This window comes from Corallococcus sp. CA041A, from assembly GCF_003612075.1.
GTDB lineage: Bacteria > Myxococcota > Myxococcia > Myxococcales > Myxococcaceae > Corallococcus > Corallococcus exiguus.
The window spans coordinates 1-25,623 of sequence record NZ_RAWF01000082.1 but is presented as its reverse complement, the minus strand read 5'-3'; the positions used below and the strand labels follow the sequence as shown (position 1 = coordinate 25,623).

Sequence of the window (25,623 nt, the reverse complement as noted above, 5' to 3'; positions counted from 1 at the left end):
GGGTCCCGCGAGGAGGCGGGAGCCCGGGGTCTCAGGAGCGGAGCGCGGCACCTTCGCCGCGCCCCACACCTTCAGGCACTACTTGACCTTGTAGGAGGCCGCGAACACGGTGTTGATGTAGCCGTCGACCTCGGTGTCGACCAGGCTCGGCACACCGACGATCGTGATGTAGTACTTGCCCGCCGGGATGTTGCGCAGGATGACGCTCTCCGTCGCGCTCTCCCTCACGCCACGGCCCAGGTAGGACGTGAACGTCGGGGCGGCGGCGGCCTGCACGTAGACGTCGGCGTTGCCCTCGCCCTCACCCAGCGCGATGGACAGCGTGTTGATGCCGGAGTCCTTCTTGAACTCAGGCACGTCGATGATGAAGGTGCGGGTGGAGCCCGGCACGCCGGAGAGGCCCTCGATGCGGGTCTCGTTGCCGATGTCCTCGAAGCCACCCTTCCAGGTCACGGACAGGCTGGTGCCCGTGTAGGAGGTGAAGCCCTTGATCATCACGTACCAGATGCCCTTGGCGCCGGAGGTGGCGAAGGTGCAGGTCTCCGCGTTGCCGGACTTGTACGGACGGCAGTCGTACAGGGAGTCCGTCGGGGCGTTGGTCTTGCGGACGTAGAGGTCCGCGTCACCCGTGCCACCGGACAGCGTGAAGGTCACGTCCGTGGCGCCCTCGGGGATGGTCACCGAGTAGTACACCTTGCTGCCGGAGGTGCCGTTGATGCCCGTCACGGGCACGCCCTTCTCGATCGGCGTGGTCACCGGAGGAGGCACGGGCACGCCCACGCCCACGGCCTTCCAGGCGTTGCCCACCGAGGCGATCTCCGCCGCGGTGAAGCCCAGCTGCGTCGCGGCCTGCTCGGAGGCGGTCTTCGCGGCCTCGAAGTTCGAGGACGCAACCAGCAGGTCGGCGTTGATCTTGTAGAAGACGCGAGCGGCCTTCTCGAAGCCGATGCCGGTGACGACCTGGGTCGTCTTGGCGCGCGGGTGCGTGCCACCCTCGGACATCAGGTAGAACGCCAGGTTGGAGATACCCGAGCTGTAGTGCACGTCCACGCCCGAGCCGTAGTCCGGGTAGTAGTCGAGCGAGTCCCCGTCCTGCGTGGGGTTCTTCATGTAGCGCAGGCCGTCACCCGGGATGCTCGGGGTCCAGACGTCGTCGCCGACGATCCAGGTGCCGTCGTCGATGACCTTGCCCTTGCCGTACCACTCGCACACCGCGCCGAAGATGTCCGAGAGGGACTCGTTCAGGCCGCCGGACTCACCGGAGTAGGTGAGGTTGGACTCGTTCTCCGTCACCGCGTGCGTCAGCTCGTGCGCGGTCACGTCCAGCGAGTTCGCCAGGTTGGAGGCGTTCACGCCGTCGCCATCGCCGTACACCATCTGGGTGCCGTCCCAGTAGGCGTTGACGTAGTTGTTGCTGTAGTGGACGAAGCTCTTCAGCGTCGCGCCCGCGTTGTTGATGGAGTCGCGGCCGAACAGGCTCTGGTAGCAGTCGTAGACCGTGCCCAGGTGGTTGTAGTTGTTGTTCACCACCACGTCGGCGTGGGCCGCATCACCCTCCCACCGAGCCCGAACGCCGCCCGTGGGGACGTTCGTCTTGTGCTGCATGTCGTTGACCTGGCGGTTCTTCGCCGAGTGGATGTGCGGAACGCGCTCGAAGACGTCGCCCGTCTTGGCGTTCACGTACACGGAGTCATCCACCGGGGTGGTGTCCTTCAGCTCGCCCACGACGCGAATTTCGTACGCGAGGATGAGCTCGTTGCCCGAGCGGCGGTACACGAGCTGGGGCTCGCCGTTGGCGGCCGCGCGCTCCGGGGAACCGCGATCACCGACCGCCGCCGAGATGGCCGCGTCGGACGCGATGGTGGCCTTCAGCTCGCCCTGCAGGTCGCCACGGGCGTTGGTGTTCACCGCGAACACGGAGCCGTTGCGCGCGTGCAGGCGAACCTCGGCGTCCTGAACCAGGATGCCGTTCTGGGTCACGCCGTAACGGTAGTGGGTGTCACCGTCGAAGCCGACGTAGGCCCGCTTCAGGAACAGGTCGTTCGGGTTCAGGTGGAACAGCGGCGCCACGCCCGCGAGCACCGGCGCCAGCTGCTGCTGGGCCGCGATGCCCTGGATGGCCGAGGGAGCGGGGACGGAACCGAAGGAACCGGTGAGGAAGGTGGGGACCGCGTCGGAGTCCGCCGCGATGACCTTCTGGCCCGCCGACAGATTGGCGGAAGCCTTCTGGATGTTGGCGTCCTCGGTGTTCGCCGCAGGAGCGCCATCGGTGCAAGCGCCAACCATCAGGGACAGGGCTGCGGCACCCAGGGCGCCGCGTACTCGCTTCTCGTACATGTAATCCTCCTAAGGGGAAAGATTAGGAAACACTGTGCCACAGGAGAGGCGCGTATTTCAAGTACAGGCGAGATTTCTACTTTTACATCTCTTCTCAAACTTCGAGAGTATCTCGCAACTGCTTGAAATGACGGAGGAACTCACGCAGCCCGGCGAAAACGGGGTTGAAGCTTCAAACCAGCAAGGCGGTTACTTCGTGGTTGAAGCGTCTGTCGGCGGATGCGTGCAATGAGTGAACGCCGGGGAGAAATTGCCGTCTCATTTATTCCCGACCCGGGTGGGTCCTTCATCACCGTTGACATCCAGGAGGGCTTTGGGGCGGGGCAGGCGGGCTAGCGTCCCGCTCTCAAGGAGGCGACACACATGCGCGCGTTGCAGCTTCAGCGGCTGGAGGGACCCGAGGGCCTGGCGATGGTGGAGGTCCCGGAGCCGGAGGCGGGGGACGGGGTCCTCATTGATGTGGTGGCGGCCGGGGTGAGCTTCCCGGATCTGCTGCTCACCCGCGGCCAGTACCAGATGAAGCCGGAGGTGCCGTTCGTGCCGGGAGTGGAGGTGGCGGGCGTGGTGCGCGCCGCGCCGGCGGGGGCACGGGTGAAGCCCGGCGACAGGGTGATGGGCTTCTCCTTCACCCTGGGCGGCTTCGCGGAGGCCTGCGTGGTGGCGCCGGAGATGGCCTTCCCCATTCCGGAAGCGTGGAGCTTCGAGCAGGCGGCGGGCGTGGTGATGAACTACCACACGGCGCACTTCGCGCTGCACCGGCGCGGGCAGCTGCGCCAGGGAGAGACGGTGGTGGTGCACGGCGCTGCGGGCGGCGTGGGCACCGCGGCCGTACAGGTGGCGAAGGGCGCCGGGGCGCGCGTGCTGGCGGTGGTGAGCGACGAGCGCAAGAAGGAGGTGGCGACGCGCGCGGGCGCGGACGTCGTCCTTCTATTGAAGGAGTTCCAGGCTGGCGTGCGCGAGGCCACGGACGGCCGGGGCGCGGACGTGGTGCTGGACCCCGTGGGCGGCGACGTCTTCGAGAAGAGCCTCAAGGTGCTGGCGCCGGAGGGACGGCTCCTGGTGGTGGGCTTCGCCAGCGGCCAGATCCCCTCCGTCACGGTGAACCGGCTGCTCCTGCGCAACGTCTCCGTGGTGGGCGTGGCGTGGGGCGCCTTCCTGATGCAGGCGCCGGAGCTGCCGGGCGAAATCGCCAGGGACCTGGAGGCGCTCGCGGCGAAGGGCTTCGTCAATCCAGTGGTGGGCCGCGTCTTCCCCTTCGAGGACGGCGCGCAGGCGCTGCGCGAGCTGGAGTCGCGCCAGGCCGTGGGCAAGGTCGTGCTGAAGGTGAAGGCCGGCTGACGTCACTCGACGTCACTCGGCGTCACTCCCCTGGCAGGGGCAGGGGCGTGGGAGTCCCTGCCTCGCGCTCCAGGACGTCCGCGGCGCGGGCATCCCGGGGCAGACCGAAGCGGGCGCGCGAGCACATGAGGAGCTGGCCCGCGAAGACGCTGTCCGCCAGCGCGTCCGCGTAGCGCCCGTGGGCCTCGCACAGTCGGGCCCGCTCATCCACCAGCCGGGCGAGGATGCGCGCCTGCTCCGGGTGGGCGAAGAGCCCGACGACGGAGCGCGCGTCGAAGCGGGCGAGCGTGTCGTACTCCATGCCCAGCGTCGTGATGCACACCTCGCGGATCCGCTCCAGGCACGCGTCCCAGGAGGCGCGCGAGTGGGCGATGTCCGGCACCGAGCGGCCAAGCTCGCGGACGGCGTTGAGCAGGAAGGCGTGTCGTAGCGAAGGCATCCGGTCCTCCACTACAGCCCAGCCCCCTTGAATCATCCAGCGCGACAGGGGGTGCGGACCCACCCCGACGAATCAGGTTGCACCCACCCGCCGGGGGCTCGCGCACGGCCGCGGCACACCCCCACGGGAAAAAGACAGACATCGTCACCCTGGCGTGGAGGTACGCGCCCGCGGTGTTCCAAAGATATATCCAGACGGGAATGACATACACCGCGTGCGGGAGTCCCCTGACGGAGACGGGGGCATGGATGACCCGAGCGTGTGTGTTGCAATCAAGACTCCGCGTGTATCACCGCGCGGTTCCTACGTATTGCGCGAACGCTGCCAGTCTTTAGACTTTTCAAACGCGAAGCACCCGCGCGCGAGTCACCACATCCAAGGAATGCACCATGGCCCTTCCGTCCACGCTGCGTCTTCCCCCGACCGCGGAGATCGCCTTCGGCTCCACGGTGCTGAAGCAGCCGGAGCTGTTGCGCCGGGCGGCCCGGGTGGCGCGGCGGCTGCGGACCGAGTGGAACGTGCGGCCGGGAGACCGCGTGGGGTTGATGGTGGTGCCGGGGCCGGAGGTCATCCCGGCCATCCTGGGCATCTGGATGGCGGGCGCGGCCTACGTGCCGTTGGATCCCTTCCTCCCCGACGAGCGGCTTCTGCGCATCCTGCGCGACGCGGGCCTGCGCGGCGTCGTCACGCAGCGCATGCACCGCGTCTCCGTGGGGCTCCTGGAGACGTGGTTGGGGGCTCCCCTGCCCTTCCTGGAGGCGGATGCGGCGGCGGTGGACGGCGCGGAGGACATCGACGTCCCGGACATCATCGACGCGCCGCCGGACCGGCCCGCGTACCTCATCTACACCTCTGGCAGCACGGGTGAGCCCAAGGGCGTGGTGTGCACGTTCCGGGGGCTCGTGAACCTGGTGCACGGCGTGGGGCCACTGTTGGGCCTGGGGCCGGACACGCGGCACCTCCAGTTCGCCAGCATCAACTTCGACGCGTCCGTGTGGGAGGTGTTCCCCACGCTGTTCGCGGGCGGCACCGTGGTGCAGGGCACGCGCGAGGACCTGCTGCCCGGCCGGCGCATGGCGGAGTACCTGCGCCAGCAGCGCGTGACGCACCTGTGCCTGCCGCCGTCCGTGCTGGGGCAGCTGGGGCCGCACGTGGACACGCTGCCGGACGTGGCGTGCGTGGTGATGGCGGGCGAGCGCTGCCCGGCGCCGCTCGCGGAGCGGTGGCATGCGTCTGGCCGCCGCGTCTTCAACGCCTATGGCCCCACGGAGGGGACGGTCTGCGCGACCGCGTACCGGGTGAAGGGCGGCGAGTCGCCCGTGCCCATCGGACAGGCGCTGCCGGGCGTGCACCTGCGCGTGGTGGGGACGGACGGACAGGACGTCGCGGTGGGCGCGACGGGCGAGGTGTGGATTGGCGGCGAGGGCGTGGCGGAGGGCTACCGCAACCAGCCCGAGCGCACGCGGGAGCGCTTCCCCACGGACGCCCAGGGCGCCCGGTGGTACCGCACCGGTGACGAGGCCGTGCGCCGCGCGGATGGGGCGCTCGTGTTCCTGGGCCGGATGGATCAGCAGGTGAAGCTGCGCGGCTTCCGCATCGAGTTGGAGGCCATCGAGCAGGCGCTGTACGCGTACCCGGGCGTCGCGCAGGCGGCGGTGACGGTCTTCGAGCACACGGACGCGCAGGGCCAGACGTCGGGCCTGCTGGTCGCGTACCACAGCGTGCAGGAGGGCCACACGGTGTCGCTGGAGGCGCTGCGCGCGCACCTGGGCGTCGTGCTGCCGGACTACATGGTGCCGCACCGCTTCGTGGAGCTGCCGCGCCTGCCGCTCATGCCCCACCTGGGCAAGGTGGACCGGGGGGCCCTGCCGCCCCCGGCGGACTGGGTGGGCGCCACCGCGTCCGATTCCCGCGCCGCGCAGCCCACCGCGCCCTCGACGCCCGCCACTCCGATTGACCGGCTGTGCCGCGCCTTCGAGCGAGGCCTGGGCTCGGCCCCGGGCACGGTCACGGCGAACACGCACTTCTTCCAGGCGGGCGGTGACTCCCTGGGCGTGGCGCACGTGCTGGCCCAGGTGGAGGAGGACTTCGGCGTGTCGCTGCCGTCGCGCCGCGTGTACTCGCACCCCACGCCCCAGCTGCTCCTGCCCTTCTGCGAGGCCGGCGCGGCTCCGGCCGAAGCGGGCCCCCAGGGCGTGCGCGCCACGCTGCTGACCGACGCGCGGTCCGCCGCCCTGCCCCGGCTCACGGCCCCCGCGCTCGTCAAGCAGCCGCCGCGCACGCTCCTGCTCACGGGGGCGACGGGGTTCCTGGGCATCCACCTGCTGGCCGCGCTGGCGCCCCGCGTGGAGCGCATCCACTGCCTGGTGCGGGCGCGCGACGACGCGGAGGCGGGCGCGCGGCTTCGTGCCACCGCTCGCAAGTACGGCGTGCACCTGCCCTGGCGCGACGGGCGCATCCAGGCGGTGGCGGGCGACATCACCCGGACGCGGCTGGGGCTGGAAGCGTCCGTGCATGACGACCTGGCGCTCCAGTGCGACGCGGTGGTGCACTCGGCCGCGAGCATCAGCTACATCCTGCCGTACGCGGACGCGGGGCGGCCCAACGTCGCCGGCACGCAGCAGGTGCTGGCCTTCTGCGCGCACGGCCGCACGAAGCCCCTGCACCACGTGTCCTCGCTCAGCGTCCACGGCGCGGTGGGCACGCTGCTGGGCCTGGAGGAGGTGGACGAGGACTTCGCGCTGGAGCGCTCGTTGGATTTGATGTCCTACGAGAACGGCTACACGCGGGCCAAGTGGGTCGCGGAGCGGATCGCCGTGGACGCGCGCGACAGCGGCCTGCCGGTCAGCATCTACCGGCCGGGCTTCATCCAGGGCCACAGCCGCACGGGCATCGGCAACGCGGACGACATGCTGTGCCGGCTGCTGGTGGGCAACGCGCAGCTGGGCATGTCGCCGGACCTGCCGGACAAGTACTGGCTGCCGGTGCCGGTGGACTACGTGGCCAGCGCCACCGCGCACCTGGTGCTCACCCAGGCCCCGGGCGGCACATACAACCTGGCGCCGGAGCGCGAGCAGGAGCCGAGCCACAACGCCCTCTTCGACATGCTGGGCGTGCACGGGCACCCGGTGCGCCGCGTGGCGCCAGCGGTGTGGCTGCGCGAGCTGGGACGGGTGGGGCCGGACAACGCCCTCTTCCCGCTGGTCGCGTTCCTGCGCGAGAAGGTCTACCACGGCACCCGCACGGTGCTGGAGCTGCACCACCGCACGCCGCGCGTGCGCACGGACCACACCCGCGCCGCGCTGGCGGGCACGGACATCCAGTGCCCGGACATCGACGCGGCCCTGCTGCGCCGCTACGTGAAGGACCTCTTCGCGCGCCACCGCTCCGCGGCCCTCGCCGCGTAGCGGGGGCAGGACGTCAGTGGTGCGGCGGGGACTTCACCTGTCCGTCGCCGAAGCGGTAGTGGGCCACCACCGGCTGGTGGTCCGAGGACTCGGTGGAGCGGTCCACCTCGAAGAGGACCGGGACCAGGGAGCGCGTCGCGTAGAAGTTGTCGAAGCGCTTGCCGGTGGCGTGCACCACGCCGTGGCTGTCCGGGTGCGAGGTGAGCGTGGCGCAATCCGCGATGTCCTGCAGGCGCCACCACGCGGGGCTGTGCTTGGGAATCTGGCCGGAGCTCAGCTCCTGACGGGCGTGATGAGGCGTCGTCAGCGAGTGGTCCGCCAGCCGCACGCGCACCGTCGTCGCGTGGCACACCGTCTCCGGAAGGTCCTGCTCCAGCGTGTGCAGCTCATGGCGCAGGCGCGGGTCCGCGATGTTGCCCACGCCGCGGTCGCCCACCGTGACGTTGTGCATGTCGTCGCCGTAGCGCTGACGGAACTCCTCGATGGTGTCCGTGTCGTTGTCCTGCTTCGGGTGCAGCAGGTGCGCCACCAGCCAGGAGCCGCCTCGCTTGATGGCGGTGTTGGCGTTGAAGTCGCCCAGCACGACGGCGGGGACGCCCTCGCGGCGGCTCAGGAGCGAGTTGAGCTGGCGCAGGTTGAGGGCGTTGATGGCCGAGTCCCCCAGCGCGTGGTGCAGGTTGTAGAGGTAGAGCGGGCGGCCCTCCACGTGGAGCTTCAGCCACAGTACGCCCCGGTCCTCGACCAGCTCTCCCGCGTAGCCCTGGCGCGCGATGGCTTCATTGCGCTCGGCTTCGGTGAGGACGTAGGTGAAGTGCGCGGCGTCCACGATGGGGTGGCGGCTGAGCCAGGCCTTGCCGTTCACCAGCCGGGTGCCGTCGTCGCCGTCGCTGCCCTGGTACGCCAGGTGGAAGCCGAAGCGGGACGCGAGCAGCACCGACATGGGCACGCCCGCCTCCTGCAGGCCGATGACGTCCGGCATGCGGTCCTGGGCCTCCAGTTGGGTGAAGTACTCCAGCAGCGCCTCCTGACGCTCGCCGCCCATGAGGATGTTGTAGCTCATCACCGTGAGGCCCGGTCCCCGGGGCGCGCGCGGCGCGGGGTGGTGCACGATGAAGGTGCGGCCGTCTCCCAGCCGGCGCTCGCTCGAGGGCAGCGGCACGGCCTGGAAGTCCGGCAGGGTCAGGGTGGGGTCACGCTTCGGCAAAACGTCCTCCTGCCCGCTCGGCTTGCGTCCGAGCAGGTGTCCAACGGCGGGCAGGTGTTCCAGCACTTCGGGCATCTTCATGCCGCCCTCCCCTTGCTGGGGCGCCAGGCCCGCGGGGTGCCATGAGCAAAGGGGAAGCGATGTCGGGCGTCATGCCGTCGCGCTTTGGATTCCACCGAGCCTCCATCAAAAGTCCTCCGCTCAAGTTCGTGGCGGGAGGCCTTGTCCGCCAGCGTCACGTAGGGGACGGGCGGTCGGCCGGAGGGTTGCCCTGCGTGCGCCGGGCATGAATCGGACGTCGGACGGTGCCCATCCGTCCGGGGCGGAATCGGCCCGGGCATGGGGCGTGGGTGGTTAGATAGGTGGGCGATGAAGGAACTCGATGACCTGCTGCGGGCATGCGGTCGCGCCTCCGGTCCGGTGGTGTTGGCGACGGTGGTGGCGGTGTCCGGTTCGTCGTATCGGCGTCCGGGGGCCCGCATGTTGATGGGCGCGGACGGCTGGCTCGCGGGCGGGGTGAGCGGCGGGTGTCTGGAGGGAGACCTCGTGCGCAAGGCCTTCTTCTGGACGTCGGACGGGCCGCGTGTGCTGCGCTACGACACCACGGGCGACGCCGCGGAGGACGAGGGCGGCCTGTCGTTCGCGCTCGGGTGCAACGGCGTGGTGGACATCCTGCTGGAGCGCTGGGAGCCCGGCCCGGGTGACGCGCTCGGCTTCGCGGCAGAGGCGCGCAAGCAGTCGCTGCGCGCGGTGGTGGCCACCGTGTACCGGGGCCCCGAGGACGCGGTGGGTTCGCGGCTGATGTTGCGCGAGGACGGCGTGTCGGAGGGAAACCTCAAGGGCGCGCTGCTCGAGCCCGTGCGCGCGGCGGCGACGGAGGCGTTGGTGCGCGGCGTGCCCTGGAGCGGCGCGTGCGGTGGCGCGGAGGTGCTGGTGGAGGTGGTGGAGCCAGCGCCGCCGGTGGTGGTGTTTGGCAGCGGCTTCGACGTCGCGCCCGTGGTGTCGCGCGCGCAGGGGCTCGGGTGGCACCTCACTGCGGTGGCGGACCGGCCCGTGGAGCTGCTGCGCCGCAGGTTCCCTGGGGCCCAGGCGCATGTCGCGTCGCGGGCCAGCGAGGTGCTGGAGAAGGTGCCGCTGTCCGCGCGCAGCGTGGTGCTGGTGATGACGCACAGCCTGCCGCAGGACCGGGAGCTGCTGGAGCGGCTGGTGCCGCTGCCGGTGCGTTACCTGGGAGTGCTCGGGCCTCGCGCCCGGACGGAGCGCATCCTGCGGGAGTTGGCGCGGCCTCCAACCGCCGAGCAGTTGGAGAAGCTGCACGCGCCCATGGGATTGGACCTGGGCGCGGAGGGCGCGGACGAGATTGCCCTGTCCATCATCGCGGAGGTGCAGGCGGTGCTGGCCGGGCGCGACGGGGGACGGCTGCGCGAACGGCAGGCGCCCATCCACGCGGAGGCCATCGCGCCGGAGCGCAGGTCGGCGTGAGGGACCGCATCAGCGAGACGCACGCAACCGACGGGCTCGGAACGCGCACGGCGCACGCGCCGGTCCGCTCGTCCGCGAGAGGTTCTTCGCGGCTGGGACAGCCCAAGCCATTGGACGGCGGGCTGCTCGGAACGCGCACGGCGCACGCGCCGGTCCGCTCGTCCGCGCGAGGTTCTTCGCGGCTGGGACAGCCCAAGCCATTGGACGGCGGGCTGCTCGGAACGCGCACAGCGCATGAGCTCGCCCGCGCGCGGAGGCGTGCATGACCGTCGCCATCGTGCTGCTCGCCGCCGGTGGTTCTTCGCGGCTGGGACAACCCAAGCAGCTCTTGCGCCACGAAGGCGTGTCACTGGTACGTCGCGCGGCGGAGCGGGCCCTGGCCGCGAGCCCGGTGGTGACCGTGGTGCTCGGCGCGCAGCGTGACGACGTCGCAGCGGAGCTGGACGGGCTTGCCGTGCGGTGCGTAGACAACCCGGACTGGGCGCTGGGTCAGGGCTCGTCACTGCACGCCGGCCTGCGGGCGCTTCCCCCGGGCGTGGACGGAGCCCTCCTGATGCTCTGCGACCAACTCCGCGTGGACGCACCCCACCTGCGGTCGCTCATCGCCACCTTCGAACGCACGCGCGCGCCCATCGTCGCGTCCACCTACGCGGGCACCCGGGGCGTCCCCGCCCTCTTCTCCCGCGCCCTCTTCCCCGAGCTGGAGGCCCTGCCTCCCACGGGCGGGGCACGCGGGCTCATCGCTCGCGATCCTTCGCGCGTCGTGGAGGTTCCACTGCCCGGCGGCGAGGAGGACGTGGACACCGCCGAGGATGCCCTGCGCCTCACGCGCCCCGGACGCGGTGGGTGATGCCCTCCGGCCCGGCCACCAACAGGTCGGTGGTCAGGTTCAGGAACAGGCCGTGCGCCATCACCCCGGCGCGAGACTCCAGCTTCGCGGCCAGCGCCGCCGGGTCGCCAATGGGACCGAAGTCACAGTCCAACACCACGTTGCCCTGATCCGTGTGGTACGGCGCCCCGTCCAGCGCGAGCCGCACCACCACGCGCGCGCCCAGCGACTCCAGGAACAGCGCCTGCGAGCGCCAGCCGAAGGGCAGCACCTCCACCGGCACCGGCCACTTCGTGCCCAGCCGGGGAGACAGCTTCGCCGCGTCCACCACGATGATTTCTCGGCGGCTCGCCTGCGCCACCACCTTCTCTCGCAGGAGCGCCCCACCGCCGCCCTTGATGAGCGACAGGTCCGGGGCCACCTCGTCCGCGCCGTCGATGGTGAGGTCCACCACCGGGTGCACATCCAGCGTGGTGAGCGGCACGCCCAGCGACGCGGCCAGGGCCTCCGTCGCGCGCGACGTGGGGACGCCCACCACGTCCTTCAACGTCCCGGCGGAGAGCAGCGCGCCCAGCCGCCGCACCGCGTACGCGGCCGTGCTGCCCGTTCCCAGCCCCACCACCATGCCCGGCTGGATGAAGTCCACCGCGCGCTCCGCCGCCACGCGCTTCTGGGAAGCCGAAACACTCTCGTCGGTAGTCATGGAGGGCTCTAGGGAGGGAAGGCGGCTTCAGTGCGGCGTCCCAGGATGCCCGGAGTCGGCCGGGGGTGCACGCCGCGCTTCACTTCGCGGTGGAGCAAGTGGACCCGCCAACAGTGCCTCGTCCGCGTTCCCCAGTCCGGAAGGCAGGGCCGCCGCCAGACGACTCTCGCGCTTCCACGTCTTGCGACGCTCGCGCTGCACCTCCGTGAGCAACACCTGCCCCGCCGCCGCCGCCGGCACCGCGAGGATGACGCCCAGCAGCCCCGCGACGGAGCCTCCCACCAGCGCCACCAGTGAGATGAGCAGCGGGTTCATCTTGATGGCGCGCCGCTGCACCAGGGGGCTGAACAGGTGGGACTCGAACTGTTGGTAGATCATGAACAGCGCCAGCGCGAGGATCGCCCGCTTCGAGCCCACCGACGCCAGCGTCGTCACACTCACCAGCAGCGCGGTGATGACGCTGCCGATGTACGGAATGAGCCCCAACACCATCGCCACCAGGCCGAGCGGCAGGAAGTACGGCACCCCCAGCGCCAGCGACATGCCGGCCGTGAAGGCGCCGCCCACCGTGACGATGAGCAGCGTGCCGACGAGGTAGTTGCCCACCGCCTCGCGCATCCGGCCCACCACGCGGCGCACACGGGGACGGCTGCGCGGGCGCACCCAGCCCAGGATGCTCGCGTAGAGGTCGTGTCCGAAGAGCAGGCCGAACACGGCCAGCGCCAGCACCGTGATGCCCGCGCCCAGCAACTGCACCGTGGACGACAGCACGGTGATGAGCGGCCTGGCCAACACGCCCGGCTCCACGTTGAACGCGTCCTGCGGATGCGACAGCACACCGAAGTGCTCATCCAGCTTCCGCACCCAGGGGGCCTGGGTCAGCTCCGTGAGGAAGACCGGCGCCGCCTCCACCAGGTGCTGGAGCTGCTCCACGAGCAGCGGCACCAGCGTGAGGATGAGCAGGCCGATGATTCCCAAGAGCGTCAGCGCGATGAGCGCCACGCCCATCCCCCGGCGCAGGCCCCACGACTGCAGCCGGCGCACGACGGGCTCCGCCGCCAGTCCCAGCAGCAGCGCCGCCGCCAACAGCGTGAGCACGGGCCCCAGGCTCTGCATCGCCGTGCCCAGCAACACGAGCAACACCACCTGGGCCCCGACCGACCACACCGTCCGGGGCGGTACGTAGACCGGGAGTCCCTTGCGCGCAGGCCTCATGCCCCCAAGGTAGGGAGCACCCTCCAGGCAGGCGACGGGCCTCCACATGCCGTTCTGGGTTGACCCAACGTGAAGATGGCGCCCGGCTGGTGGGCAGGCGGGCAGCCAGGGGCTACCAGGAGTCGCTGCCGCCGCCGCCGCCAGAGTCGCCGCCGCCGCCGCCCCAGTCCGAGGACGAACTGGACGAGTCACTGCTGGAGGACGACGAGGAGTCGTAGCTGGACGAGGAGTCGTAGCTCGAAGACCCGACGCCGCCGCTCCAGTCCGACGACGAGGTACCGCCGCCCGAACCGGAGGCGCCCCAGGTCCCGCGGCTTTCCGGGTACCACACCCTCCGGAAGAGAAGGATGCCCAGCGCACCGACCATCACGGCCACGGGAAACGCGAAGAGGGAGCCGAACACCAGCCAGCGGAGGAAGTCCGCCAGATCGAGGAGGGGGTCATTCTTCAACCAGCTGTTGACGAGGATCAACAGGGGCGCGAAGAGCAGCCCCAGTCCCCAAAACGATGTCGTGTACCGCTGGAACAGCCTCCATCCCCAGAAGAACACCCCCATCAGCACGCCATACGCGACGAGGATGAACAGCGGGGACCTGGGCCCGGACCACCCGACGGAGACGAGCGCGGCTGCCGGCAGCACGCCCAGCAGCGCCGCCATCGTGAGCCCTCTCCGCCCCCGGAAGCCTGAGGCCTGGACCTGGAGCAGCAGCCGCGCCATCACGCACGCCGTGATGAACAGCGCCACGAGGAACCAGGCCGACTCCGCCGAGGTCCAGGGCGGTGTCGTGGCGCTGGCACCCGAGAACTCTCCGGCGGACACCTGCGCATCCACGCCCGCGATGATGGCGAGCAGCGCCGGTTCGAACCGGCCCTCGCGCAAGTACGGTCCCTGCGCGTGCAGCAAGGCCGTCGCCTCACCATCCGTCAGCGATGCCTCCAGTCCGTAGCCCACCTCCATCCGGGAGCGGCGGTCCGCGCGCGCGATGACGAGCAGCAGGCCATTGTTCTGTCCCGCCACACCGCCCTTCCACTGGCGGAAGGCGGCCTGCGCGTAGTCCTCGATGGGCTGACCCTCCGTGGTGTCCACCAGCAGCACCGCCATCTGCACCTGCTTCGCGGCGCGCAGGTCCACCAGGGCCTTGGAGACGACTTCTGTCTGCTGCGCGGTCAAGAGGTGCTGGGGATCCGTCACCGGCCGCGTGATGGCGGGAGCCGCGGCCAGGGCCAACACGGGCAACAGCAACGTCAGGAGGACGGTCTTCACCATGAGGAGACCTCCGAGGACAACGGCAGCGAAGCAGGCAGCCCGCTCAGGCGGACCACCCAGCTCGTGGGGAAGGAAGCAGCGGAGGCGTTGTACGCAGCGGCGCGCTCGTCATAGCGGCGCTGCTCCACCGCCACGCGGTTGTCCGCGCCCGCCACCTCCGCGTCGCGGTTCAGACCGGGCGTGAGCTGATCCAAGCGCGCGTGCAGGGTCTCGCGGCGCTCCAACACGTTGCGCACCTGGGACCGCTTCTGGGCCACCTCCGCCAGCGTGGTGGTGAGCCCATTGCGAACGACGAGCCCCGACACGGCCAGCACGCCCGCGAGCGCCACTCCCGCCCACGCGCCCTGCTTGAGCCTCGCGCGGCGCAGACGCGACAGCCGCTCACGGGCCTGGGCCTCGCGGGCCTGTTCCTCTCGGCGGCGGGCCAGCGCCTCCAGCGCCTGGTCCACGTAGCGCGCGGGGATGTCCAGCTCCTCGCCGATGCGCCGCAGGTCATCCGGGGTGAGCGTGTCCGGCGCGGCGTCCTTCTGCATCAGCCGGGTGGCGGTGGCGATGAGCTCGTTGACGTCGTCATAGGCGACGGCCCCAGGGCCCTGCCGCGTACGTGTCACGTCACCCATGAAACCGTCCCCTTGCCGCTTCGGCCCGGTCCCACCCGGATCCGCGCCCGACGATACGTCACTTCCATCCCGGGCCTGATAATGGCCCTCGTGTGCGTGGCGCCCGTCCATCGCTCCGGGCAGACTGCCGCGCCCATGGACAAGCCCCAGACAATGCGGTCGTTCGTGAAGCTGCTGGTGACGGATGCTCAGGCCTCCGTGAGCTTCTATGAAGGCCTCGGCTTCGAACGCATCGCGTCGGAACCTCCCATCCTCCGCCTCCAGTGGGGTGGCGAGTCGGACGTGTACCTCGTGAGCCCTCCTCCAAACCTGAAGCTGGAGGGACGCAAGGGCATGGGCGTGCTCGTGGGCTTCCGCGCGGGCTCGGAAGGCGTGGACGCGGTGGCCGCGAAGGCGGCGGCGCTGGGCGCGCACGTGGAGGGCCCCACGGTGCAGCCCTGGTACACCCGCGAAATCGTCGTCACGGACCCGGACGGCTACCGGCTCAACTTCATCGAGCCCTCCTGAGGCCCTGCTCCCACTTTCGCTCCACGCCCCGTTCCCTTAAGGGGCGTGGAACGAACGATGGAATCCACGCCGTTGCGCGGACCCGGGGATGCCGCCCCGACACTTGATTGCCCCAGCGGCTTGCGCCAGCCTGTCGCGGCCTCCGTGAGCACGCCCCGCTACTTCGTTCCCCACGCCGCCAGCCCGGTCGAACCCGTGCCGTGCGATGCCTCGGAGGTCGTCCACGTCCTGGACGCCTTCCGGCTGGAGCCCGCGTACCTGGGCGAAGCCGAGTGGCTCGTCTGCACCGACGTCGTGGGCCAGCTCCAGCTCATCCCCGGCAGCGAGCGCGCGCGGCTGCCCGCGTCCGTGCAGACGCAGCTCGCGCACCACGAGGTCGCCTCCGGCAAACCTCCGCGCCGCCTGGCCGCGACGGAGCTGTTCTTCTTCTCCCCGGAGGTGGTGGAGCACCCCTCCAACACAGAGGGATTCAACGACCCCGTCTACCTCTACGGCACGCTCACGGGCCCGTGGCCGGGCAGCGCCGTCACGCGCGTGAACGGGCAGCTCACCGTCACCCGGGGCGACGTGCTCGCGGGCTTCGCGCACGGCGCGCAGGACGCCTTCCACTACGTGAAGGACGCGGAGAGCCGCGACGCGCCCCGCGCCTACCACGCGCTGTTGCCGGGTGACCGCGCGGATCAATTGGCTCAGGGGCGAGGGCTCGTCCTCACCTACCCGGCGGTGCCCGCGGAGTTGCAGGCCCACCACGCCGCCAACGGCACGCAGGTCGCGAGCATGCTGCACGCGGTGCTCACCCAGCTCCAGGACGACGCGCACACGAACCAGGGGCCCCAGGCCATCGCCTCGCTGGAGCTGCCCGTGCCGAGCCGCGCGATGGCCATCGCGGACCTGGAGCTGCGCGGCTACGAGGTGAAGGGCGACATCGCCACGCCGCGCCCCACGAAGGGAGGGCTGGTGGGGAAGCTCGCCGGCTGGCTCCAGGACGAGACCGTGCGCGTGCCCCGGGAAGCGCCGCCTCCCGAGTTCCTGGAGCTCGCGCGCCGCGTGCTGCCGCTCCTGCCCGGCTGGCCCACGGAGACGGAGCGCACGCTGCGCGTCCATGTGTCCGCGGGCACGCTTTCTCCGGGCACGCCGGTGGTGCGCCCCACGGTGCCTCGCGCGCCCACGCCGCCCGCGTCCATCCCGCCGCGACTGCCCACGCCGCCCGTGCGATCCAGCGACTGGATGCAGGACTTCATCGGCGCGCATGGCAAGCCCGGCGGCGCGAAGCCGCGCCTCACGCAGCTGCAACCGAAGCCCGCGCCCCGGCCGCCTCCCGCGAAGCCTTCATCCCCGGCCACATGGCAGACGGACTTCGGTCCGGCCCCGGCCGCGCCCGCCCGTCCGGCGCCCAAGCAGCAAGAGAAGGCGCCAGCTCCGCCCGGCAAGAAGCCGGACTGGATGAGCGACTTCGATGACTGACCCCGTCCGTTTGCGGTGCTCGCACACCGGGCGATAGCGTTTTCACCCTCCAGAAAGGCAGACCATGGGACACGAGAAGCCGATCGAGCCGTTTTCGGACCTGCACCGTGAAGGAGACCGCGTGCGCGCGGTGCTGCTGCACGACCCCACGGTGGAGGGCCTGGACATGGCCATCTACATGGACGCTTCCGGCAGCATGCGCGAGGAGTACGCCTACAAGACGCAGCAGCGCACCTTCCTGGAGTGGCTGCGCGGAGCCCCGATGAAGGAGGCCTCCAACGACGTGGAGCCGCAGGTCCGGTGGATGCTGGAGTATCTGGCCACCAAGGACCGCAACGGTCTGCTCCGCGTGGCCTACTGGGCCTGTGGCACCAGCGGCCGCCAGGTGGAGCCCGTGGGTGAGCTCAAGGGCACCGACGTGAAGCAGTACAAGTTCCCCGGCGCGAAGCAGCTGGGCGGCTACACGTACCTGGAGCCCGCGCTTCGCGACTACGTGAAGTACCTGGAGGAGCAGGTGAAGGTGGGCGCCAAGCGCGGCTGCGCCATCATCGTCACCGACGGCCGCCTCCACGACGCCGAAGCGGTGGAGAAGTTCTCCGCGGAGGTGGCGAAGAAGATCGCCTCCGGGCGCCTGCCGCGCATCAACTTCGTGCTGGTGGGCGTGGGCGACGACATCGACGAGGAGCAGTTGGAGCACATCGCTCACGCGGAGTACCCGGGCGTGGGCCACCTCTGGTGCCACCGCATCGCGAAGGAGATCACCCAGGTCGCGGAGCTGGTCGCCGTGCTGGTGGACGAGACCATGACGGTCGCCGCCGGCGGCACCATCTACGACGACAAGGGCACGGTGCTGAAGACGTACGAGGGCCGCCTGCCCGCAGTGCTGGAGTTCGACGTGCCGGAGGAGGCCAAGAGCTTCACGCTGGAGGTGAACGGCCAGCGCTACACCCAGCCGCTCCCCGACGAAGAGCACCACGACGAGGACGAAGACGAGGACCACCACTGATGGCCGGCCACGAAGTCATCAACCGCCCCTTCTCCGACGTCCACCGGATGGGCAACAAGGTCGTCGCGACGCTGCTGCACGACCCCACCGTGGAGGGCCTGGACGTGGCCCTCTACATGGACGGCTCCGCGAGCATGGAGAACGCGTACGGGCCGCGCGGCATCCTGGCGAAGCTCGCCCCGGTGAAGAACCAGGTCGAGCCGCAGATGCAGTGGATGCTGGAGTACCTGGCCAACAAGGACCGGGACGGCAAGGTGCGCGTCACCTACTGGGCCTGCGGCGACGGCACCCAGTTGGAAATGGTGGGCGACCTCACGGGCCCGCAGGCCAAGGGCTACCGCTTCCCCGGGCCCAAGTCCTACGGCAAGGCCACGGTGATGCTGCCGGTGCTGCGCGACTTCGTGGCGCACATCAAGCAGCAGGTGGGCGAAGGCGCCAAGCGGGGCCTGGCGGTCATCATCACGGACTCGCAGATCAACGACGCCCATGACGTGACGGCCTACGCCACGCAGGTGGCCAAGGAGATCGCCTCCGGCCGCCTGCCGCGCATCAACTTCGTCTTCATGGGCGTGGGCGAGCACGTGGACGAGGAGCAGATGGAGGAGATCTCCCATACGACCTATCCGGGCGTGGGACACCTCTGGTGCCACCGCCACGCGGACCGCATGGAGGAGATGGCGGAGCTCGTGGCCGTGCTGGTGGACGAGACGATGACCGTCGCCGCTGGCGGCACCGTCTACGACGAGCAGGGCCAGGTGCTGAAGACGTACGAGGGCCGCCTGCCCGCGGTGCTGGAGTTCGAGATTCCCTCGACGTGCAAGCGCTTCACGCTGGAGGTCGCCGGCCAGCGCTTCGACCAGCCCGTCCCCGAGGAGCACGAGGACGAGGACCACCACGACGAGGATGAGGAAGAAAAGCCCCAGGCGGCAACGCCTCCGGCCGCCGCGCCCTCGCACTCACGCCGCGGACACCGCCACTAGGGCGACAGGAAGACCCAAGCCATGTCGGAGCAGAAGAAGAGCGGTGCGCGGTTCGGCTCGTTGAACATCAAGGGCCTCAAGGAGGCGCAAGCAGGCGGAAACGCCGTGCAGCGCCACGTCCACGGCCCGGGGTGCAACCACGACCATGGCCATGAAGGCCACGGTCACGACCACGACGACGCGGACGGCTTGACCCACGTCCACACTGCTTCCTGCTCCCATGGCCACGACCACGGGCATGACCACCACGGCCATGCCCACTCCCAGCGCGTCATCCGTCCGCCGGGCCACCGTCCGGCGGAAGGAGGCGGCTCGGCGCTCCAGTTGGATTTGGAAGGCACGCTGCCGGGAGAGACGGACGACCAGGGCCGCTTCGCGCGGCTGGAGGCGGCCCTGGAGTCGCAGCACGGCATCACCGACGTGCACCTGCGCCGCGACGCGGGCCACGCGGAGGTGTGCATCCACTACCAGCCGTCACTGGTGAGCGTGTCGAAGCTGGTGACGCTCGCGCAGAAGACGGGCGCGCAAGTGGCCGCGCGCTACCTGCATCACACCTGGTTCGTGCGCGGGATGGACTCCGCGGACGCGGCCCAGGTCATCGAGCACGCGGTCTCCAAGATGAAGGGCGTGCTCACCGCCAGCGTCGCGTATGCCAGTGAGCGACTGGTCATCGAATACGACAAGGCGGAGCTGAAGCTCCCGGACGTGGAGGCCCGGGTGAAGGCGCTCGGGTACGGGCTGGAAGTGCCCATGGCGGGCCACGCCTGTTCGCACCACGCGCACGGTGGCGGACTTGCGCCGCTGCTGGAGCTGCCCCTGGTGGTCGTGTCCGGCGTGCTGCTGGCGGCGGGCTTCGTGGTGGAGCACTTCGCGCTGGCGCCGCCGCTGGTGGCCACGGTGCTCTGGGCGCTGTCCATGGCGAGCGGCGGCTTCTTCGCCATCCGCGGCTCGGTGCAGTCCATCGCGCAGCTGCGAATCGACATCGAAACGATGATGGTGGTGGCGGCGCTGGGCGCGGCGGTGCTCGGCGCCTGGTTCGAGGGCGCGTTCCTGCTCTTCCTCTTCAGCGCGGGCCACGCGCTGGAGCACCGGGCCATGGAAAAGGCGCGCCGCTCCATCGAAGCGCTGGGCCAGCTGCGCCCGGAGGTGGCGCGCGTGCGCCGGGGCTCGGAGGTGGTGGAGGTGCCGGTGGCGGACGTGAAGCGCGGTGAGCGCATCGTCGTGCGCCCGGGCGACCGCGTCCCGCTGGACGGCGTCATCCTCGAAGGCAAGAGCTCCCTGGACCAGGCGGCCATCACCGGCGAGTCCATGCCGGTGGCGCGCAAGCCGGGCGACGAGGTGTTCTCCGGCACCATCAACTGCGAGGCGGCGCTGGAGGTGGAGGTGACGCGCCTGTCGTCGGAGTCCGTGCTGGCGCGCGTGGTGGACATGGTGGCGCAGGCGGAGGCGCAGAAGGGCAAGCGGCAGCGCTTCGCCCAGCGCCTGGAGCGCACCGTGGCGCCGCTCGTGATGGCGTCCGCGGTGGTGTTCCCGGTGGTGCTGGTGCTGCTGGGTACGCCGATGAAGGAAGCGGTGCTGCGCGCGGTGGGGCTGCTGGTGGCCGCGTCGCCGTGCGCGCTCGCCATCTCCACGCCGTCCGCCGTGCTCTCCGCGGTGGCGGCGGCCGCGCGCGGCGGCGTGCTCATCAAGGGCGGCATCTACCTGGAGCTCTTGAGCGGCATCCGCGCCATCGCCTTCGACAAGACGGGGACCCTCACCGTGGGCCGCCCCCGGCTGCTCACCACGTGGGCCGCGCCGGGCGTGACGCGCGAGGAGCTGCTGGGCACCGCCGCGGGCGTGGAGGCGCTGTCCGCGCACCCGCTGGCCAAGGCGGTGGTGGACGCCGCCGCCGAGGCTCGCGTCGCCGTGCCCGTGGGCCGCGACCTGGAGGCCATCCACGGCCAGGGCATCCGCGCGAAGGTGGGCGATGACGCGGTGGACGTGGGCAGCACGGCCCTCTTCGCGGGCGAGGCGATTCCCGCGGAGGTCTCCGCCGAGGTGGCGCGGCTGGAGGAGGCGGGCCAGACGACGATGGTGGTGCGCCGCGCGGGCCGCTACCTGGGCGTGCTGGGCGTGGCGGACACGCTGCGCGGCGGCGCCCGGCAGGTGGTGCAGGCGCTGAAGGCGGGCGGCATCGAGCGCACGGTGATGCTGTCCGGCGACAACGCGCTCGTGGCGCGCTCCATCGCGCAGCAGGTGGGCCTGGACGAGGCGAAGGCGCCGCTGATGCCCGTGGACAAGGTGACGGCGGTGAAGGAGCTGGGCCGCACGTACCCGGTGGCCATGGTGGGCGACGGCGTCAACGACGCGCCCGCGCTCGCCGCCGCCGCGGTGGGCGTGGCCATGGGCGGCGCCGGCAGTGACGCGGCGCTGGAGACGGCGGACGTGGTGCTGATGAGCGACGACCTGGCGAAGCTGCCCTTCGCGCTGGAGCTGTCCAAGCGCGCCACGGCGGTGATGAAGCAGAACCTGGTCATCGCGCTGGGTGTGAGCGCGGTGCTCGTCGTTGCCGCCGTGCTGGGCATCACGCGCATCAGCCAGGCCGTGGTGCTCCACGAGGGCAGCACGCTGCTCGTCGTCTTCAACGGCCTGCGCCTGCTCGCCTTCCGTCCGAAGACGCCCGCCTCGCCGCCACAGCCCGCCACGGGCCCGCAGCCCGCCGCCGGTTAGCCCGCTCGCGTCATGCTTGGCATGGCAACTTCCCCTACGCCCGGAGGAGCGGGCGCACGCGGGACGTGTTGTCTTTCAGCCTGCATGACTTGAAGTGGATGCATGCAGCGCGTCGTGAGTGGGGTGTCACAGGCGGCGCGCGATGAACGTGGCATGGTGGGAAGCGCCATGCCTGTCAGCGTCTTCGACCTCTTCAAGATTGGAATTGGACCCTCCAGCTCGCACACGGTGGGGCCCATGCGCGCGGCCCGCACGTTCGTGGTGGGGCTGTCGGACGCGGGGCTCCTGGAGCGCGTGACGCGGCTCAAGGTGGAGCTGTTCGGCTCGCTGGGCGCGACGGGCAAGGGACACGGCAGCGACAAGGCGGTGCTGCTGGGCCTGCGCGGCGACACGCCCGAGGACGTGGACGTGGAGAAGGTGCCGGCCATCGTCGCGCACTGGCGCACGGAGGGGCGCGTGTCGCTGCTCCAGCGGCTGGTGCTCCCCTTCCGCGACGGCGAGCACCTGGTGATGCACAAGCGCAAGGTGCTGCCCTACCACCCCAACGGCATGCGCTTCACCGCGTTCAGCGAGGGCGGGGAGACGCTGGCCTGCCGCATCTACTACTCGGTGGGCGGCGGCTTCGTGGTGGACGAGCAGGCTGCGACGGGCACGGATCCGCTGCGCGCGGAGAGCGCGTCGGTGCCGCTGCCCTTCAAGTCCGCGGAGGAGCTGCTCAAGCACTGCGAGCGGGAGAAGCAGCCCATCAGCACGGTGATGCTGCGCAACGAACTGACGTCGCGGAGCGAGGAGGACATCCGGGCGGGGCTCCTGCGCATCTGGACGGTGATGCAGGCGTGCGTGACGCGCGGGTACACCACGGGGGGCATCCTGCCCGGCGGGTTGAAGGTGGAGCGGCGCGCGGCGGCGATGTACCAGCGGCTCATCAGCCGGCCGGAGGCGGGGCTCACCAATCCGTTGACGGTGCTGGACTGGGTGAACCTGTACGCGCTCGCGGTGAACGAGGAGAACGCGGCGGGCGGGCGCGTCGTCACGGCGCCCACCAACGGCGCGGCGGGCATCATCCCGGCGGTGCTGCACTACTACTGGCGCTTCGTGCCGGGAGCGAACGCGGACGGCGTGGTGCGCTTCCTCCTCACTGCGGGGGCCATTGGCTCGCTCTACAAGGAGAACGCGTCCATCAGCGGCGCGGAGGTGGGCTGCCAGGGTGAGGTGGGCAGCGCGTGCTCCATGGCGGCGGGAGGGCTCGCGGAGGTGCTGGGCGGCACGCCGTTGCAGGTGGAGAACGCGGCGGAGATCGCCATGGAGCACAACCTGGGGCTCACCTGCGACCCGATTGGCGGGCTGGTGCAGGTGCCCTGCATCGAGCGCAACGCGATGGCGTCCGTGAAGGCCATCAACGCGGTGCGCATGGCGCTGTCCGGCGACGGGAGGCACTTCGTCAGCCTGGACAAGGTCATCAAGACGATGCGCGACACCGGCCGCGACATGAAGGACAAGTACAAGGAGACCGCGCGCGGCGGCCTCGCGGTCAACGTCCTGGAGGTCGCGAACCTCAGCGTGGGCCTGCCGGAGTGCTGACGGCTCCGGTGGCTTGAAGCACGCACGCGCGTGGCGCGCGGGACGGACGCAGGCAGCAGCGCGCCACACCGGAGCGGCCAGGCCTACCGCCCGTGTGTCGCTTGTTGCGGACACAGGCACCGCCCTGAGACACACCGGCGCGGTCAGGCCTACAGCCCACGCGTGTCGCATGTGGCGGACGCAGGCAGCAGCGCGCCACACCGGAGCAGCCGAGCCTACCGCCTGCGCTTACCACCGCGCCCGGCGGACACGGGCACCGCCTTCGCCTTCACCACCGGCGCGGGCCGAGCGGAGAGCCACGCCTCGACCTCCTTCGACTGCGCCGTGCGCCCCGCGGACCTGAAGCGCGCGAGCGCCTGTGACGCCGCGTCGCGCGCCTCCGACTCCTCGCCCTCTGTCCACAGCGCCTGCGCCAGCGCGAAGCCGGACTCGCCCAGCGAGTCCTCCTGCACGTCCTTGAAGGACAGCGCCTGCTTCAGCGAGGCAATCGCGTCGCGCGTGCGGCCCAGGCCCAGCTGCGCCTGCCCCACTCCGTCCAGCGAGTAGTAGACCAGCTCGTCCTCTGCCCCCAGCTTCGCCTCCTTCACCTTCAGCGCTTCCTCGTAGTCCCGCAGCGCGTCCGGGTAGCGCTTGAGCGCGAGCAGGCTCATCCCCTCCTCGTCCAGCGCCTCCGCCAACTTCACGCTCTCGTTCCCCAGGAGCGTGCGGTGCAGCGACACCGACACCCGCGCGTGCTCCAGCGCCCCGGTGAAGTCCCGCTGTTCGCGCAGCGCCATGGACAGCGCCTGATGCCGGCGCGCCGTGTCCAGGTGCACGGGCCCCACCGCCTTCTCCGTCTGGGCAAGCGCGTCCTTCAGCACCGTCACCGCCTGCGCGCTCTTGCCCGTCTCCAGCAGCGTGCGCCCCAGCGTGAACGCCACCCGCGCCCGCTTGGGGTGCCCCTCCGGCAGCGCCTTCGCCAGGAGCCCCGACGCCTGCTCCAGCAGCTTCAGCGCGTCGTCCGGGTGGTCCTGCATCAGCGCGAGGTTGGCCGCGTTCACCTTCAGGTCGCTCTCCAGCACCGCGTCGCCACCCACGCGCTTGAGCGTCGCCTCGCCCAACCGGCCCCAGCGCTGCGCGAGCACGAACTGCTCCTGCTCGCCGTCCACGTAGAGCAGCTTGTTCATCACCGACACCGCGAGCCGGTCCGCCCTGCCGGCCTCCGCGTCGTAGACGGCCTGCTCCAGCACCGCGCCGCCCGCGGCCTTGTCGCCCAGCACCGCCTGCGCCCAGCCCAGGTGGAACCTCAGCTCCGCCATCAACGGCAGGTAGCCCGTGGCCATGACGCGCGCTTCCGCGGCCTTCGCCATCTCCAGCGCCTTGGGCATCCGGCTCAGGTCCACGCGGGCCTTCACCTCCGCCAGCGTCCCCTCCAGCGCATCCAGCTCCGCGCGCCTCGCGGGATCCGCCGGACGGGGCTGTAGCTCCGTCAGCGACTCCACGTCCGCGCAGTCGCCCGGCGAGGGCAGCGCGTACGCCGCGTCCAGCGACTTGTCCACCAGCGCCACGTCCGCCGTCTGCAACGTGGCCACCAGCGCGCCCAGGTCCTTGCGCCGCCGCTCCAGGCACACGAAGCGCTGCGACAACAGCTCTTCCGTCTGCACCTCGCGCACGCGCGTGTCCTCGCACGCAGCCGTGTGCTGCTTCGCCCACTCCGCGCCGTAGCCGTCCAGCACCACGCCCACCCGGCGCGCCATGTCCTGCGCCACCGGGCTCTTCGTCGCGAGGAACGACTGCATCACCTTCTCGCGCGCGTCCGGGCCCCAGCGCTCCGCCACCAGGGCCGGCGCCCCCTCGCACACCTGGGAGCGCGACCACGCCACCCCGCCCGCCACGCCCAGCACCACCGTGGCCGCCACCGCCGCTCCCGCGCGGCGCTGGAGCAGGGCGCGCCGCTCCCGCTGGCCCAGCACCGTCAACAGCTCCGCCATGGAGCGGAACCGGTCGCGAGGCTCCAGCGACAGTCCCTTCATCAGCGCGCGGCGCACCCACGCCGGCACCTTCGATTCGCGCGGCGGCTCCAGGATGGGCGACGGCGGCAGCACCTGCACCGCCGCGGCGCCCGTCACGCCGGGCTCGTCATCCGCGCCCCCCTGGGGCCGCAGCTGGGACGCCACCCGTGACAGCTCGTCCGGGTCGAACGGGCGGATGCCATACAGCGCGCGGTACAGCGCCGCGCAGAAACTGAATTGATCCGACCGCGAGTCCAGCAGCTCGCCCCGGAACTGCTCCGGGGACATGTACGCGGGCGTGCCCATCACCAGGCCCGCCTGCGTCAGCTGCGAGTTCAACGGCGAGTCGTCTCCCACCGGCCGCGTGCGCTCGCCGTCCTCGTCGTCGTCCTCCGCCTCGCCCATGGGCCGCGCCAGCCCGAAGTCCGTGACGTAGACGCGCCCGTCCTTGCCCACCAGCACGTTGGCCGGCTTGAAGTCCCGGTGCACCAGCCCCGCCGTATGCGCCGCCTCCAGGCCCCGCCCCGCCGCCAGGTACTTGTCC

The 25,623-nt window shown here is 71.0% G+C and carries 18 protein-coding genes; 10 read left to right on the top strand and 8 right to left on the bottom strand.

Annotation, left to right across the window (positions count from 1 at the left end; translation table 11 throughout):
- Positions 1-78 precede the first annotated feature (78 nt).
- Entirely contained in the window at positions 79-2,337 is a 2,259-nt protein-coding gene (locus D7V77_RS16760) for a M4 family metallopeptidase (RefSeq protein ID WP_120577296.1), read from the bottom strand.
- Between the two features lie 363 nt (positions 2,338-2,700).
- Here D7V77_RS16760 and D7V77_RS16755 point away from each other — a divergent pair, with 363 nt between their 5' ends.
- Positions 2,701-3,675, top strand: coding sequence for an NADPH:quinone oxidoreductase family protein (locus D7V77_RS16755; RefSeq protein WP_120577295.1), 975 nt, complete (start codon positions 2,701-2,703; stop codon positions 3,673-3,675).
- A 22-nt stretch (positions 3,676-3,697) separates the two neighbouring features.
- On the opposite strand, the gene D7V77_RS16750 is transcribed toward D7V77_RS16755, so the two are convergent.
- Positions 3,698-4,114, bottom strand: a complete 417-nt coding sequence (locus tag D7V77_RS16750) for a hypothetical protein (protein WP_120577294.1) — start codon at positions 4,112-4,114, stop codon at positions 3,698-3,700.
- A 389-nt stretch (positions 4,115-4,503) separates the two neighbouring features.
- On the opposite strand from D7V77_RS16750, the gene D7V77_RS16745 reads away from it, so the two are divergent.
- On the top strand, positions 4,504-7,521 hold the full coding sequence (locus D7V77_RS16745; RefSeq protein WP_120577293.1) for an amino acid adenylation domain-containing protein: 3,018 nt from the start codon (positions 4,504-4,506) through the stop codon (positions 7,519-7,521).
- A 13-nt stretch (positions 7,522-7,534) separates the two neighbouring features.
- On the opposite strand, the gene D7V77_RS16740 is transcribed toward D7V77_RS16745, so the two are convergent.
- Positions 7,535-8,806 carry an endonuclease/exonuclease/phosphatase family protein gene (locus tag D7V77_RS16740; protein ID WP_120577292.1) on the bottom strand — a complete coding sequence of 424 codons (1,272 nt, stop codon included), beginning with the start codon at positions 8,804-8,806 and terminating at the stop codon, positions 7,535-7,537.
- Between the two features lie 288 nt (positions 8,807-9,094).
- Here D7V77_RS16740 and D7V77_RS16735 point away from each other — a divergent pair, with 288 nt between their 5' ends.
- A complete protein-coding gene (locus tag D7V77_RS16735; RefSeq protein ID WP_120577291.1) occupies positions 9,095-10,207 on the top strand; it encodes an XdhC family protein in 1,113 nt (370 codons plus the stop codon).
- Positions 10,208-10,469: 262 nt separating this feature from the next.
- Positions 10,470-11,057 (top strand): NTP transferase domain-containing protein, encoded by a 588-nt coding sequence (locus tag D7V77_RS16730; protein ID WP_120577290.1) that lies wholly within the window; start codon positions 10,470-10,472, stop codon positions 11,055-11,057.
- Here D7V77_RS16730 and rpiA read toward each other — a convergent pair.
- From rpiA to D7V77_RS16710, 4 genes are all read right to left on the bottom strand, one after another.
- Positions 11,032-11,739, bottom strand: coding sequence for a ribose-5-phosphate isomerase RpiA (gene rpiA / locus D7V77_RS16725; RefSeq protein WP_120577289.1), 708 nt, complete (start codon positions 11,737-11,739; stop codon positions 11,032-11,034). The two genes, D7V77_RS16730 and rpiA, sit on opposite strands and share 26 nt — an antisense overlap.
- 27 nt (positions 11,740-11,766) lie before the next feature.
- Positions 11,767-12,954, bottom strand: coding sequence for an AI-2E family transporter (locus D7V77_RS16720; RefSeq protein ID WP_120577288.1), 1,188 nt, complete (start codon positions 12,952-12,954; stop codon positions 11,767-11,769).
- A 112-nt stretch (positions 12,955-13,066) separates the two neighbouring features.
- Entirely contained in the window at positions 13,067-14,221 is a 1,155-nt protein-coding gene (locus D7V77_RS16715) for a YgcG family protein (RefSeq protein ID WP_120577287.1), read from the bottom strand.
- The gene (locus tag D7V77_RS16710; RefSeq protein ID WP_120577286.1) at positions 14,215-14,841 is read right to left on the bottom strand and encodes a hypothetical protein; all 627 of its coding nucleotides are present in this window, start codon (positions 14,839-14,841) and stop codon (positions 14,215-14,217) included. The genes D7V77_RS16715 and D7V77_RS16710 overlap by 7 nt, the downstream gene beginning before the upstream one ends.
- Before the next feature lie 153 nt (positions 14,842-14,994).
- Here D7V77_RS16710 and D7V77_RS16705 point away from each other — a divergent pair, with 153 nt between their 5' ends.
- The 6 genes from D7V77_RS16705 to D7V77_RS16680 all read left to right on the top strand — a co-directional run bounded on the left by D7V77_RS16705 (position 14,995) and on the right by D7V77_RS16680 (position 23,088).
- The gene (locus tag D7V77_RS16705) at positions 14,995-15,348 is read left to right on the top strand and encodes a VOC family protein (protein WP_233597062.1); all 354 of its coding nucleotides are present in this window, start codon (positions 14,995-14,997) and stop codon (positions 15,346-15,348) included.
- A 120-nt stretch (positions 15,349-15,468) separates the two neighbouring features.
- Positions 15,469-16,812 carry a hypothetical protein gene (locus tag D7V77_RS16700; RefSeq protein WP_233597061.1) on the top strand — a complete coding sequence of 448 codons (1,344 nt, stop codon included), beginning with the start codon at positions 15,469-15,471 and terminating at the stop codon, positions 16,810-16,812.
- 64 nt (positions 16,813-16,876) lie between these two features.
- Complete coding sequence (locus tag D7V77_RS16695) at positions 16,877-17,818, top strand: vWA domain-containing protein (RefSeq protein WP_120577284.1); 942 nt, start codon at positions 16,877-16,879, stop codon at positions 17,816-17,818.
- Positions 17,818-18,798, top strand: a complete 981-nt coding sequence (locus D7V77_RS16690) for a VWA domain-containing protein (RefSeq protein WP_120577283.1) — start codon at positions 17,818-17,820, stop codon at positions 18,796-18,798. Before D7V77_RS16695 ends, D7V77_RS16690 begins: the two co-directional genes overlap by 1 nt.
- Positions 18,799-18,819: 21 nt before the next feature.
- Complete coding sequence (locus D7V77_RS16685) at positions 18,820-21,507, top strand: cation-translocating P-type ATPase (protein ID WP_120577282.1); 2,688 nt, start codon at positions 18,820-18,822, stop codon at positions 21,505-21,507.
- Positions 21,508-21,675: 168 nt separating this feature from the next.
- Positions 21,676-23,088, top strand: a complete 1,413-nt coding sequence (locus D7V77_RS16680; RefSeq protein ID WP_120577304.1) for an L-serine ammonia-lyase — start codon at positions 21,676-21,678, stop codon at positions 23,086-23,088.
- 215 nt (positions 23,089-23,303) lie between these two features.
- On the opposite strand, the gene D7V77_RS16675 is transcribed toward D7V77_RS16680, so the two are convergent.
- A partial coding sequence (locus D7V77_RS16675) for a serine/threonine-protein kinase (protein WP_147452080.1) occupies positions 23,304-25,623 on the bottom strand: 2,320 nt, incomplete at its 5' end.

Bases quoted from the DNA above. Each gene is read 5' to 3' on its own strand.
- D7V77_RS16715 (WP_120577287.1), bottom strand. From the start codon at position 14,221: ATGGTGAAGACCGTCCTCCTGACGTTGCTGTTGCCCGTGTTGGCCCTG.
- D7V77_RS16695 (WP_120577284.1), top strand. From the start codon at position 16,877: ATGGGACACGAGAAGCCGATCGAGCCGTTTTCGGACCTGCACCGTGAA.
- D7V77_RS16740 (WP_120577292.1), bottom strand. From the start codon at position 8,806: ATGAAGATGCCCGAAGTGCTGGAACACCTGCCCGCCGTTGGACACCTG.
- D7V77_RS16745 (WP_120577293.1), top strand. From the start codon at position 4,504: ATGGCCCTTCCGTCCACGCTGCGTCTTCCCCCGACCGCGGAGATCGCC.
- D7V77_RS16680 (WP_120577304.1), top strand. From the start codon at position 21,676: ATGCCTGTCAGCGTCTTCGACCTCTTCAAGATTGGAATTGGACCCTCC.
- D7V77_RS16760 (WP_120577296.1), bottom strand. From the start codon at position 2,337: ATGTACGAGAAGCGAGTACGCGGCGCCCTGGGTGCCGCAGCCCTGTCC.
- D7V77_RS16750 (WP_120577294.1), bottom strand. From the start codon at position 4,114: ATGCCTTCGCTACGACACGCCTTCCTGCTCAACGCCGTCCGCGAGCTT.
- D7V77_RS16720 (WP_120577288.1), bottom strand. From the start codon at position 12,954: ATGAGGCCTGCGCGCAAGGGACTCCCGGTCTACGTACCGCCCCGGACG.
- D7V77_RS16690 (WP_120577283.1), top strand. From the start codon at position 17,818: ATGGCCGGCCACGAAGTCATCAACCGCCCCTTCTCCGACGTCCACCGG.
- D7V77_RS16710 (WP_120577286.1), bottom strand. From the start codon at position 14,841: ATGGGTGACGTGACACGTACGCGGCAGGGCCCTGGGGCCGTCGCCTAT.
- rpiA (WP_120577289.1), bottom strand. From the start codon at position 11,739: ATGACTACCGACGAGAGTGTTTCGGCTTCCCAGAAGCGCGTGGCGGCG.
- D7V77_RS16705 (WP_233597062.1), top strand. From the start codon at position 14,995: ATGCGGTCGTTCGTGAAGCTGCTGGTGACGGATGCTCAGGCCTCCGTG.
- D7V77_RS16755 (WP_120577295.1), top strand. From the start codon at position 2,701: ATGCGCGCGTTGCAGCTTCAGCGGCTGGAGGGACCCGAGGGCCTGGCG.
- D7V77_RS16735 (WP_120577291.1), top strand. From the start codon at position 9,095: ATGAAGGAACTCGATGACCTGCTGCGGGCATGCGGTCGCGCCTCCGGT.
- D7V77_RS16730 (WP_120577290.1), top strand. From the start codon at position 10,470: ATGACCGTCGCCATCGTGCTGCTCGCCGCCGGTGGTTCTTCGCGGCTG.
- D7V77_RS16685 (WP_120577282.1), top strand. From the start codon at position 18,820: ATGTCGGAGCAGAAGAAGAGCGGTGCGCGGTTCGGCTCGTTGAACATC.